Source organism: Chitinophaga caseinilytica (assembly GCF_038396765.1).
GTDB classification, from domain to species: Bacteria; Bacteroidota; Bacteroidia; order Chitinophagales; family Chitinophagaceae; genus Chitinophaga; species Chitinophaga caseinilytica.
Genome location: NZ_CP150096.1, coordinates 3,869,009 through 3,881,493 on the forward strand (window position 1 = coordinate 3,869,009; position 12,485 = coordinate 3,881,493).

Consider the following 12,485-nt stretch of genomic DNA (forward strand, 5'->3'; position numbering starts at 1 on the left):
CCGCAACTGTGGTGAATGCCCCGTGATAACGATCCATCTATTTGATTGAACTACTGTAGCAGCCGGCCGGCAAAGCAAGACATGAAAAACCTGGCGCCGGCGACGCTTTATTTTTCCAATTTGTTTGTTTCAAAATCTGTTCGTGATGATGCAAATTTTATCCCGGCTACGAATCAGGGTCCAGGCCATTTACCGGATGGGCGTGGTACAGTCGATCGGTAAGGAAGAGGCCCGCAGGATCAGGGTGGTCAACATCGTGAGCGCGATCACCGGGTGGCTGGTGATCATTTACGGCATTGCATTTTATCTGCTGCTGCACTCGCTGCTTATTCTTTTGCCCGCTTTGCTGGTGTTTGCCCCATCATTTTTCGGGGTGATCTGGCTGAACGGCAGGCGGCGGCATACGGAGGCGCGCGTTGCCATACAGGCTATCTTCATTTCCCTGATCCTGTATTACGGGAGCATTCTCGGGCGGGTGACGGAAGTACAGCTGCTGGCCGTTTTCCTCATGAGCGTGGCCCTGCTCATCTGGAAGCCCCAGGAAAAGGGGCCCCGCATCATCTGTGCGGCCATGCCCATCCTTTGTTTGGTTATTCTCGAGTTTATTTACTACTTTCATCTTATAACGCCGCTTCCATTAAACGAAACGACACAGAATATCTACCGCTGGATGGTAATGCCGGTTGTGCTTTATCTTAACTATCTGGCCATCCATCTTTACCAGGATAATATCATGGACCTGCTGCGGATATTGCGCAACAGGAATATGTCGCTCGCCAAAAGCCGCCGGGAGGTGGAGCGGCAGCGAAAAGAGCTGGAAAAATACAGCCGGGAGTTGGAACAGCTCGTCCGCGAACGTACCTTTGCGCTGATAAAGGCCAACAATGCCAAAACGCAGTTCATCAGCGAGTTGAGTCACGACATCCGGACACCGCTGAACCTGATCGTGGGAATGACGGAACTCCTGTGCGATACCCTTTCCTCCGGCGAGCCGGACGCACCGGTCCAGGCCCGGCAAATGGCGCGGAACATGCAGGCGGCAGGCCATAATATCCTTGAACTCGTAAATCACGTGCTGGAATTGTCAAAAATAGAAGCCGGGAAAACCGATGAAGTAAGACCAGAACCCTTTTCACTCAGAGAATGGCTCCGGCACACCGTCAGCATTTACCAAAGTGTTGCCAGCAAACAATCCGTCACCATCCACCTCGAAGTAGACGGCCGCTTCCCCGAACAGATCCTCAGCGATAAGGTCATGCTCGGCCAGATCATCAACAATATCCTGTCCAACTCCATCAAATTCACGCCGGCAGGCAAAAATATCCGCGTGCGCTGCTTCCATCAGCAGAACCGCCTCTTCCTCCAGATCTGCGACGAAGGCAAAGGCATCCCCGCCGGCCAGCTCGACGCCATCTTCGAACCCTTCGAACAGGGCGACTCCGAACTGTACCGCGAATTCGGCGGCAGCGGGCTGGGCCTCGCCATCGCCAAGCGCAAAGCCGAAACCATGGGCGGCAATATCCAGGTCAGCAGCACCCCCGGAGAAGGGACCAACTTCGTCATCACCCTGCCGCTGCTCGTCAGCGAAGAAGTGACCGGCCTCCCGAAACCCGCCGTGGAACTCAGTTTGCTGCCCGCAGACACGACCGTTGTGGTAATGGACGATAACGAATTCGACCACCTCATCATGAAACACTTCCTCGCCCGCATCGGCGTTACGCGCGTAGCTTTCGCCAGCGACGGGGCAGACGGCATCGAGCTGGCCAGAAAAACCATGCCCGACGTCATCCTCATGGACCTTCACATGCCCGTGCTCAGCGGCCGGGAAACGTTCCTGGCCCTCCGCGCCGACGAAAAGCTGCGCCACATCCCCGTGGTAGCCGTTTCGTCGGACGCGTTCAAGGAGCAGGAAGCTGCGTATATCCATTTGGGTATGGACGGTTATATCCGCAAGCCGGTAGACGGCAAGGTGCTCCACGCCGTGCTGGAAAAACTGCTTCGCTTCGCCGCCCAACCCATGCCGGCCAAGCTCGCCGGCGTGCCCATGGAAGCGCCGCGTTCCGCCTGACAGATCCCATCACTTCACCCGGCCACTGTGGACCCACCGCGTGGTCTACGTAGCATTACCGATTTTCCGGTGTGCGGTTCGTTTATTGTATCCCGCTGTAGTGGCTGGTTTTAGCCTGTTTTGAATGCCCGGTCCCTGCGGCCGGGCAGGCGTATTTTATCTGCATTCCGGGCAATTTCGTTCGGCGTTCCATTTTGTCATATTAGAATTGAATAACTCCATCTCGTTGCCTCAAGGGTTTTCAGATCGGCGGGCGGGTCGTTTCTTGCTGTGTCTAAACCTTCATTTTATCAACCTAAAAGACGCTTATGAAACGATTGCTATTCATGTTGATCCTTACCGGGCTCATGCCGGCGCTGTTTGCGCAGGATGCGGTAAGGAAGGGCGTGGTGCTGGATGAGACGGGCATGCCCCTGGAGCGGGCTTCCGTTCAGATCAAGGGCACTACCTCGGGCACTTTCACCGATGCCAAAGGACAATTTTCCATCAAATCCCCCCAGAATGCGGTCCTCGTTTTCACCATGGTCGGCTTCCTGCGCGCGGAAGTGGCCGCAGCGGCCGTGGACGGCGACTATTCCATCCGGCTGACCAAAAACGAAAGCCAGCTGACCGAAGTAGTGGTGACCGCGCTCGGCGTGAACCGTAACCGGAACCAGATGCCCTATGCCGTGCAAACCATCAAGGGAGACGAAGTCGCCAAGATCAGGACCCCGAACTTCGTGCAGGGCCTTTCCGGCAAGATCGCCGGGCTGAACATCCAGCAGGGGAACGCCATGGGCGGCTCCACCAACATCACGCTCCGCGGCATCCGCTCCATCACGGGCGATAACCAGGCGCTGTTCGTGGTAGACGGTGTGCCTTATGCCAACGCTTCCGGCACCCGCAACATCCTCAATACCACCAACTCCGGGCAGCGTACCGGTAGTGGCGGCTACGATTACGGCAGCACGGCGGCCGACTTCAACGCAGACGATATCGAAACCATCACGGTACTGAAAGGCGCTGCGGCCAGTGCGCTCTACGGATCGCAGGGCGCCAACGGCGTGATCCTCATTACGACCAAAAAAGCAAACCGCGGCCTGGGCGTTACTTTCAACGCCGGCGGTACGCTGGGCATGCTCGATAAAAGCACGTTCCCGACCTATCAACGGCTCTATGGCGGCGGATATGGGGCGGATAAGGACGATGCCACCGGATATTTTTATGAAGACGACCTGGACGGCGATGGCAAACTGGACCTCATCGCGCCGATCGGCGACGATGCATCCTACGGTCACAAATTTGATCCCAACCTCATGGTGTTCCAATGGGAATCGCTGTACCCCGGCACGCCCAAATACCTGAAAAAACGCGCCTGGACGGCGCCTGAGAATAATCCCGACGCGTTTTTCCGCAAGGGGTCGGCCACGAATTTCAGTGTATTCGTAGACGGTGCTTCCGATAAAAGTTCCTTCAAGCTGGGGCTTACACGCAACGATGAAAAAGGCATTATCGAAAACAGCCGCATCCAGAAGAACCTCGTCAACATCAGCGCATCCTTCAATCCCATTCCGAAACTGACGATCTCCGCCGCCGCCAACTACACCAACATCAAAGGCAAAGGCAGATGGGGCACGGGTTACGATGGATCGGAAGGTAAAAACATCATGACCAGCCTCCGCCAGTGGTGGCAAACGAGCGTAGACATCCTGCAGCAGAAAGACGCTTATTTCGTGGACAGGAAAAACCGGCCCTGGAACATCGTGGGATACGACGATCTGCGGCCGTATTACTGGGACAATCCCTATTGGACGATCTACGAAAACTACCAGGACGATACCCGCAACCGCTTTTTCGGCAACGTTTCCGTCAACTACAAGGCTACGGAATGGCTGAACGTGATGGCCCGCGTAGCGCAGGATTATTACGACGAACTGCGGGAAGAGCGCATCGCCATCGGCAGCACCGGCGTCCCGAAATATTTGCGGTCTAACCGTTGGTTCAAGGAAACCAATATCGACCTGTTGCTGAACGCCGACAAGGAAATCGGGAATGGATTGACGCTGAAAGCACTGCTGGGCTCCAACATCCGTAAGCAACGGATCGAGAACATCCTCGCCGAAACGAACGGCGGCCTGGTGGTACCGAGGCTGTATACGCTCAGCAATACCCTCAGCCAGCCGGCTTCTCCGCTCGAATACCTGGGCAGGAGGGAAGTGCAGGGCATTTTCGGTGGAACTACCCTTTCATATAAGGATATGCTGTCGCTCGATCTGACGCTCCGCCGCGACGTTTCTTCCACCTTGCCCAAGGGTGCCAACAGCTATTATTATCCGTCCGTTTCCGGTGGATTTACCTTCAGCAAGCTGCTGCCCGCCGCTACCTGGCTGAGCATCGGCAAGCTCAGGGCCAACTATGCGCAAGTAGGCGCCGACGCCCCGATCTCCGCCGTTCGCGACACTTATTCGCAGGAGCAGATCTGGGGGCCGGTAGTGCAATACAGCACCCGTTCCACCAAAAACAACCTCGGCCTGAAGCCGGAACGTACCGAAAGCGTGGAAGGCGGCCTGGAGCTCGGTTTCTTCGACAACCGGATCGGCCTCGACCTTACCGCATATAAAACCAAAACGATCGACCAGATCATTCCCGTTGCTTCCTCCGCCGCTTCCGGCTTCCTCGCGCGGTATATGAACGCAGGCGTCGTGGAAAACAAAGGACTGGAAGTTTCGCTGACCGGCGCTCCCGTGCGCACGACCGATTTTTCCTGGAACGTAACCGCCAACTGGTCTACCAACAAAAACCGCGTGGTATCGCTGCCCGATGGCGCCGACAACCTGCAGCTGGCCAGCTTCCAGGGTAACGTGACGATCAATGCCGCCATAGGACAACCTTTTGGCATCATCCGCGGTACCGATTACGTGTATACGAACGGAAGGAAAACGGTGGATGACGATGGCCGGTACCTTATTTCGCCGACCACCAACAACATCATCGGCAATCCCAACCCGAAATGGCTCGCCGGGCTCAATAACCAGTTCCGCTACAAGAATTTCTTCCTCAGCTTCCTGGTAGACATGCGTAAGGGCGGCGATGTGTTCAGTCTCGATATGTATTACGGGCTCTCCCAGGGGCTATATACCGAAACGGCGCTTGTTAACAGTCGCGGTGTGAACTCGCGCGAACCCGTGGACAAGAACGGCGGCGTGATCATGGACGGTGTGACGGCAGACGGCAAGGAAAACGAAATATGGGTGGAAAACGAGTACGGGACGTATGGCGACTACTACAATCCCAACAAGGGTTTCGTGTATGACGCTTCGTATGTGAAACTGCGGGAAGCGGTGTTTACCTATACGTTGCCCAAAACGTTGCTGTCGAGGATCGGGTTCGTGAAGGGATTGGACTTGTCGCTGATCGGGCGCAATCTCTGGATCATCCACAAGAACCTGCCGCACGCCGATCCGGAAGATACCCTGGGATCGGGCAACCTCCAGGGCTACCAGAGCGGTTCTTACCCGACCACGCGCACTTTCACCTTCAACCTGAAATGTAAATTCTGATCAACATGAGAAAACAACTCATCACCATAATGCTCGCCGGCGCGCTGGTGTCGTGCACCAAAGACCTGACGAGCCTGAACGACGATCTCAAGAACCCGGAGGTAGTGCCTCCCGGAACGTTGTTCGCCAGCGCCGAGCGCGAACTGTTTACCGCACATGCTTCACCGAACGTGTACATCAATGTGTTCCGCGTGATCACCCAATACTGGCAGCAAACCACCTATAACCAGGAAAGCCAGTACGAGCTGGAAGGGAATGCGCTGTCGGGGGCCTGGTGGCGCGACCATTACTTTTTCGTCATCAAGAACATCCACAGCTGCCGCAAATGGGTGAAAGCGTCGGAAGTGCCGGAAGAAGTGCGCAAGAACCAGCTGGCCTTGCTGGAAGTGCTCGAAGTGACCGCCTATTATTACCTCACGACAACTTTCGGGAACGTGCCGTATAAAGAAGCGATCAACGATGATAATTCCTTCCCGAAATACGACGATGCCAAAGGCATTTATACAGACCTGCTGGCCCGGCTGACAGCAGCGATCGGCGATATGGACGATAGCGCGGAGAGCTTCGGCGATTCCGACCTCATCTACGCCGGCGATGTGGCCGCGTGGAAGAAAATGGCCGCTTCGCTCAAGCTGAAAATGGCCATCCTCATTGCGGACAGCGATGGTACTGCGGCACAGACGGCTGGTGAAGACGCTGTTGAACTGGGGGTTTTTACCAGCGCAGACGATAATTTTGCGCTGCATTTCCTCGCTTCACCGCCGTATACCAACCCGGTTTACGAGGAACTGGTACAAAGCGGCCGTATCGATTTCGTGGCGTGCAAAACCATCGTAGATACGCTGGCTTCTTTCAACGATCCGCGGATGACGCGCTTCTTCAGGCCCGTGCCTACGGTGGGCGGCTTCAAGGGGGCGCCTCCGGGCACCAAGCCGGACTATCGCCAGTTCTCCCGCATCCACCGCGATTTCAACAACCCGGAATTGCCAGGTATCATGCTGGATTATCCGGAAGTGGAAATGCTGCTGGCGGAAGCGAAACAGCGTGGCTGGAACGTATCCGGTTCGGCTGCAGACCACTATGAGGCCGGTGTGCGGGGAGCGCTCGAATCCTGGAATATCCCGGATGCCGAGATCACCCAATACCTGGCGCAGCCGAAAGTGGCGTATGATGCCGCCAACTGGAAAAAGAGCATCGGCGTACAGAAATGGATCGCGTTTTTCAACCGCGGGGCCGATGGCTGGACGGATTTCCGCCGGCTGGATTTCCCGAAACTGCAGCCCGCGCAAAACGCCATATCCGGATTCCCCGTGCGCTACCGGTATCCCGTTTCCGAACACAACATCAACCGCCGCAACTACGAAGCCGCGGCCCAGGCGATGGGAGGAGACAAAGTGGAGACCAAGCTCTGGTGGGATAAATTCTAACAGACATTTCTTTTCATCATAAGCATTATTTAGATTTTGGATGACAGCGACCGGGGATTTTCATCTCCGGTCTTTTTTTACTTCCCGGTCTCCGAATGCGGCGCGTCAACAGGTTTGGATTCCGGCGAGCCCCATTGCCGCAGCCAAATCGACAAAACTACGATCGCCGCTACCGAAAGGAATTCACTCTGCCAGTTCTGGAAAGATTCAAACCAGAATTTGGGATTGGATAAATAAGCGGCGGCAGTTTCGGTGGGAAGGCCTTTGGCGGATTGCTCCAGGTTGAAATGCCCGCGGCTTCCCATGAAATGAAGCCAGAAGGAAACGATGAAAAGGCCGAAGAACGCCAGCGAAAGGGAATGCTTGTAAAGCTGCAACCACCATCCTCCTTTGTTGACGGGCCAGGGCGCATCTTTCGAAGGTTTAGGCTCGCGGTCCACTTCTTCTTTTTTATCGAGGTCTTTGGACTCGGCCGAGCCCCATTGCCGGAGCTTCACCGTCAAAATCACGTACATCCCCATCTGCAAAAACTCACTTTCCCAATTCTCGAACGTGGCTTCAAAAAAATGCGGACTGGCCAGATATGGCAACAGATGGATGGGCGGAAGTTGAAGGTCTTTCAATTCTGCGTTAAACTCCTGCCAGCCTGTGAGCATTTGCGCGGCAAGACAAATAAACAGCAATGACAAGAACACGATGCTGAGCCCGTTACGGTAGAAAAAGGAATGATTTTTCATAACTATGACCTCCTCTGGTATTAAGAGATGAAAAAGCGTGCCATGGCTGATGGGGGGCGCCTGGAAGAAGAATGGGGAAGTTACTGCCGCAAATTGTGGTGGTATGCCACAGTTGTTATCGCAAATAAAAAGCGTTAACTTCCCTGAACAACACTATTTACCGTCTCGGTTTTTCGAACCATATCATTTCATCTCAATTGTTTCTGCATGAAATCGAATTGTATCTGTATGCTTGTTGATGATGATACCGACGACCAGGAAATTTTCCTCTACGCGCTCCGCGACCTGAACATACCGGTGTTGTGCCAGTTTGCAAGGGACGGGCACGAAGCGCTGAAGAAACTGGCCGTTGCCGGCGAAAAGCCCGACTACATTTTTCTTGACCTGAACATGGCGCCGATGGATGGGCGCAGCTGTTTAATGGCCCTGAAAGCCGATCCGCATCTCCGCGAAATCCCCGTCATTATTTATTCCACATCATCCGACCCGCGTACCCGCGACGAAATGCTGTTGCTCGGCGCAGCCGGATATTGGGTGAAGGATGTCAGTATTTCCAGGCTTTGCAGTTGGCTGAAATCATTGCTGGAAGAGCAGCATCGGGTACCGGAAGTTTCCGGCACCATTTTTTCGTAAAAACAAGAAAAGACTATGCTTTTGGACGACCCGGCCATCGTTGGAAAGGAAGAGGTCCCCGATCAGCATCTGGGGAACATGACCAACGATTGCCAGATGATTACGCTGCCTACGAAAGAAGATGCGGAACAGCTTTTCCGTGAATCGCTGGACAGGTTGCTGGAAGTCAACAACTGGAAAGAAACGAGCGAAAAGCCTTTGGCCTCATTCCACCTCTCCGATGGGTCCGGACGGCCTGTTCAGCGCAAAGCCGCCCCGGGCGATTATATCCGTATCCGGCTCCCGGGCCCAGGGAATCCTGACGGGAGCGGGTTCGACTGGGTCGTGATCGAGGCCATCACGGAACAGCGGAACATCCGTAGCGATTCATTATCTGTTGCGATGCGGGTGCGCCCGGCGCCGCAGCCGGAGAAACCGCTGCATAGGGTGTCCCATTTCTTTCAGCGGTACGCCACCAGTACGTTCATGGTTGTTTTGCAGGGCAGAACGGTGTTAGCCTGCGTGTTTGGCCGAAATGAAGTGCCGAATACGAATGTGAAAGGGCTGATCGCGAAGCTGCGCAACCTCATCGTGTCGGCCACCGCTATGTTGGGGTTTTCGCATTTCCAGTGGAAGAGCCTGGTGAACGGGATCCTCGGCATACGGAAGTAATTTTTATTTGCCTGCGCGTTTCAGGCAGGCTAGAAAGGCTTCCAGCGATTTTTCGGCATACCAATGGCGGATGTGTTCCGGATCTTCATCAAGCGCATCGAGCCGGCGCGACTCCACGATATTTTCTCCTTTCGCGATGCCGTACCACGCAAACACTTTATTGCCAGACTCCGGCACGGGCGTTACATATCCGGTGATGGAAATTCCCCAGTCGCTGCGGAACAACCTGCATGCGCCGGCGGCCATTTCTGCCGCCACCCTTTCGCTCACGCAATTCACTTCCTGCGCATGGATGGGCTCAATATGAAGATGCCTGGATTTCTGCCCGAGATTGTAAGCCGTGATTCCGCCCTGGAAAAAACGCATGGCGTCAGGAGTCGCTACGATGGCGGATTGCAGGGCGCCGCCCGTGGCGCTTTCGGCTACGGCTACCGTTTGCCCGGAACGGATGAGCCCGTCGCGGAGGGATGTAAGTAAAGACATACCGATCATGCCGGAATATCCGAAAATAACATGCCAGCCGCGAAACGGGGAATTTTTCCGCGATGAATCCTTACATTACAGGCTCGTTTTTAACCTCGATACCCAATATGACCGCTATGCTCGCATCCATCGAAGAAAAAGCATTCCATCCTGCCAGTCTGCAAATTACCAACCAGGTGAAAGACGCTGGGAGTGAAGACTATGATGGCCTTGACCTTCTTTGCAACGGCAACGTCCGCATCAAATATCGCAAGGCGAAACTAACGCCAAAAAAAGTGGGCAATTTCGTGGCGCTTTGGAAAAGAAGCACCTCCGGCGACACGGAACCTTTCGCGCTTTCCGATCCCTTCGATTTTTACATGATCGCCGTGCATAGTGAATCGCGCAGCGGATTTTTCATGTTTCCGAAACAGGCACTGGCCGATAACGGTGTGCTGACGGACGGGGCGAAAGAAGGGAAACGCGGCTTCCGGCTGTATCCCGATTGGGAGGAAGCGCCCAACCGGCAGGCAATGAAAACACAGCAATGGCAATCCGCTTACTTCGTTGATCTGGATGAAAAGGAGCCCGCTGGCAGGTTGCGGCGGATCTGCCAAATTTAAACTACACTTCTAAAACTATTTTTCATAAGCCCCCGTATCTGTGTTGTCGATTGAATAATCTCGATTTCAATTTTTGTATTCAACACCAAATACGTCACTACTATGAAAAGTACAATGAAAATGGCCATGCTCGCGGCTGTACTGGGTATCGCTTCTCCGAAGGTTTTCGCGTCGGCCGGTTTCTGTGTAGAAACCATGACTGCTGCTTTCGATTGGTCCAAATCCGCGACGGGCACATGGGCAGGCATGCATGAAGGGAAAATGCATTGGTATAAACTGGATGCCAAAGGTGGGCTTTGGCAAAGCCATGATGGCAAGAAATGGGCAGCTGATAAGGCTGGTACATGGATGGACAAGGAAGGCAAATGGTTGAAGGTCCATGAGGGCAAACTGGTTTGGAGTACAGATGGCAATGCATGGTCGGAAGTGCCCGAATGGAAGTGGGAGGGTGCCGATGGCAAATGGTATAAGTTCGATACCAACTGGAAACTGTGGGTGAACGGATAGTCCGGTACGCCCCTTGCGGGCATCAGCAAGGGGCGTCAATTACTTAAAACCGGATATACGGTTCCCCCGTATATTATGCTGTTCGAGTTATTCATAATCTTTTGAAGTTTATACCAAAATATACAGAGGAAGACCTGGTTCAGTTGTTAAAACAGCGGGACGAAACCGCATTCAGGTATTTGTACGACAATTATGCATCCGCATTATACGGGGTGATTTTCAGTATCGTTCCGGAAACGCATACTGCGCAGGATGTTTTGCAGGAAAGTTTCGTGAAGATTTGGCGATTGATGGAGCAATATGATCCCTCCAGGGGGAGGCTCTTTACGTGGATGCATAATATCGCCCGTTCCGGTGCCATAGATGCGGTACGGAGTGCGGCCTGGCGGAATGCAAGGAAGGTAGACCCTGTTCAGGATTATCATCATACGATCGCCGGGGAGCCTATAGAATATACGGGTTTAAAGAAATCGGTCGGCAAACTGACCGCAGAGCATCGGGCATTGATAGAATTATCTTATTTTCAGGGCTATACACATGAAGAGATTGCCCGGTTGGCGAATATCCCGATGGGGACGGTTAAAACGAGGTTGCGGGCGGCGATCCGGCAACTCAGGAAAATGATATCTATATTTTTATTTGCGTGAACGTATCGGCATACATACAAAGTGGGGTGATCGAAAGTTATGTACTTGGTCTTGCTACGCCAGAGGAAAGGGCGGAAGTGGAAAAGTACCGTGCCCGGTATCCTGAGATCGAAGCAGCAATTCAAAAGTGCGAAGCGAATCTGGAGGCGTATTGTTTCGATCATGCAAAGCCGCTGGAGATTAACATGTGGGACAACCTGAAACGCCGGTTTGCTGAAAGCACGGATGTAACTGGTGTCGGGCACCCTTATCCGGGAACGGGAACGTTGGTGCATGATCGGAAGCTTGTCCGCGGGGCATTCAGTTGGGGTAGGGTGGCTGCCGCGGCTGTTTTTTTATTGCTGGTAAGTGTAGCGGGAAATGTTTTGCTTTATCAGCGTTATCACCGGCTGAAGGATGATTATGCGGCGGTAATACACCGCAACGATTTACTGCTTGCGGGCAACAACGCCATCCGGGATACGATTTCCATGGTGTATTCCCACGTCCGTTCCGTTGCTGCACCGGGCACAAGGAAAATTCTTCTTAAAGGCGTGGGTGGAAAAGAGGGGGAAGTTACTATTTACTGGAATGATGATAGTCATGATGTTTTTGTGTATACCCAACATTTGCCGCCGGCGCCGAAGGGAAAACAATTCCAGTTATGGGCTTTGGTCGATGGCAAGCCTGTAGATGCGGGAATGCTTGACAATTGTCTGGGCTTTTGCCGGCTCAAACCAGTGGAGCACGCCGATGCATTCGCAATTACCCTCGAAAAAGAAGGTGGAAGCCCCACTCCCGATCTGACCCAGTTATATGTAATGGGCAATGTTGCCGGTTAAGGTAAGTTCATTCTTTTGCCATACCTTAAACGCAGTATGTAGCAGTCGCGGATGGAATCGAACCACCGTAGAAGGGGGAAGCAAATCATCGCTGCCACATTTGCCTGCATGGCAAAATCCTGAAACTTGAAGCCGCGGATGGAATCGAACCATCGTAGAAGGCGGGAAGCACATCATCGCTGCCAAAGAGCCGTCTGCATGGCAAAATCCTGAAATTTGAAGCACATCATCACTGCCGCAGCGGTCTGCATGGCAAAATCATGAAATTTGAAGCACATCATCACTGCCACAGCGGTCTGCATGGCAAAATCATGAAATTTGAAGCACATCATCACTGCCACAGCGGTCTGCATGGCAAAATCATGAAATT

General features: G+C 53.7%; 12 protein-coding genes. 9 read left to right on the forward strand and 3 right to left on the reverse strand.

Annotated features, from left to right (window positions below; all coding sequences use genetic code 11):
• Window positions 1-145: 145 nt before the first annotated feature.
• From WJU22_RS15880 to WJU22_RS15890, 3 genes are all read left to right on the forward strand, one after another.
• Entirely contained in the window at window positions 146-2,068 is a 1,923-nt protein-coding gene (locus tag WJU22_RS15880) for an ATP-binding response regulator (protein ID WP_341839160.1), read from the forward strand.
• A 308-nt stretch (window positions 2,069-2,376) separates the two neighbouring features.
• Entirely contained in the window at window positions 2,377-5,607 is a 3,231-nt protein-coding gene (locus WJU22_RS15885) for a SusC/RagA family TonB-linked outer membrane protein (protein WP_341839161.1), read from the forward strand.
• Between the two features lie 5 nt (window positions 5,608-5,612).
• Window positions 5,613-7,034: a SusD/RagB family nutrient-binding outer membrane lipoprotein gene (locus tag WJU22_RS15890; RefSeq protein WP_341839162.1), complete on the forward strand. Its 1,422-nt coding sequence runs from the start codon at window positions 5,613-5,615 to the stop codon at window positions 7,032-7,034.
• Window positions 7,035-7,111: 77 nt separating this feature from the next.
• Here WJU22_RS15890 and WJU22_RS15895 read toward each other — a convergent pair whose 3' ends face one another.
• Window positions 7,112-7,771 (reverse strand): DUF6766 family protein, encoded by a 660-nt coding sequence (locus tag WJU22_RS15895; RefSeq protein ID WP_341839163.1) that lies wholly within the window; start codon window positions 7,769-7,771, stop codon window positions 7,112-7,114.
• A 228-nt stretch (window positions 7,772-7,999) separates the two neighbouring features.
• On the opposite strand from WJU22_RS15895, the gene WJU22_RS15900 reads away from it, so the two are divergent.
• Together WJU22_RS15900 and WJU22_RS15905 are read left to right on the forward strand one after the other, a co-directional pair.
• A complete protein-coding gene (locus WJU22_RS15900) occupies window positions 8,000-8,404 on the forward strand; it encodes a response regulator (protein ID WP_341839164.1) in 405 nt (134 codons plus the stop codon).
• 15 nt (window positions 8,405-8,419) lie between these two features.
• Complete coding sequence (locus WJU22_RS15905; RefSeq protein WP_341839165.1) at window positions 8,420-9,055, forward strand: hypothetical protein; 636 nt, start codon at window positions 8,420-8,422, stop codon at window positions 9,053-9,055.
• A 3-nt stretch (window positions 9,056-9,058) separates the two neighbouring features.
• On the opposite strand, the gene WJU22_RS15910 is transcribed toward WJU22_RS15905, so the two are convergent.
• Window positions 9,059-9,538 carry a CinA family protein gene (locus tag WJU22_RS15910; RefSeq protein WP_341839166.1) on the reverse strand — a complete coding sequence of 160 codons (480 nt, stop codon included), beginning with the start codon at window positions 9,536-9,538 and terminating at the stop codon, window positions 9,059-9,061.
• Between the two features lie 116 nt (window positions 9,539-9,654).
• Between WJU22_RS15910 and WJU22_RS15915 the strand changes: the two genes are divergently transcribed.
• The 4 genes from WJU22_RS15915 to WJU22_RS15930 all read left to right on the forward strand — a co-directional run bounded on the left by WJU22_RS15915 (window position 9,655) and on the right by WJU22_RS15930 (window position 12,115).
• The gene (locus WJU22_RS15915; RefSeq protein ID WP_341839167.1) at window positions 9,655-10,140 is read left to right on the forward strand and encodes a MepB family protein; all 486 of its coding nucleotides are present in this window, start codon (window positions 9,655-9,657) and stop codon (window positions 10,138-10,140) included.
• 102 nt (window positions 10,141-10,242) lie between these two features.
• Window positions 10,243-10,647, forward strand: coding sequence for a hypothetical protein (locus WJU22_RS15920; RefSeq protein WP_341839168.1), 405 nt, complete (start codon window positions 10,243-10,245; stop codon window positions 10,645-10,647).
• A 101-nt stretch (window positions 10,648-10,748) separates the two neighbouring features.
• Window positions 10,749-11,294 (forward strand): RNA polymerase sigma factor, encoded by a 546-nt coding sequence (locus WJU22_RS15925; RefSeq protein ID WP_341839169.1) that lies wholly within the window; start codon window positions 10,749-10,751, stop codon window positions 11,292-11,294.
• 26 nt (window positions 11,295-11,320) lie between these two features.
• Window positions 11,321-12,115, forward strand: a complete 795-nt coding sequence (locus WJU22_RS15930; protein WP_341839170.1) for an anti-sigma factor — start codon at window positions 11,321-11,323, stop codon at window positions 12,113-12,115.
• Between the two features lie 173 nt (window positions 12,116-12,288).
• Here WJU22_RS15930 and WJU22_RS15935 read toward each other — a convergent pair whose 3' ends face one another.
• Window positions 12,289-12,468: a hypothetical protein gene (locus WJU22_RS15935; RefSeq protein ID WP_341839171.1), complete on the reverse strand. Its 180-nt coding sequence runs from the start codon at window positions 12,466-12,468 to the stop codon at window positions 12,289-12,291.
• Window positions 12,469-12,485 lie beyond the last annotated feature (17 nt).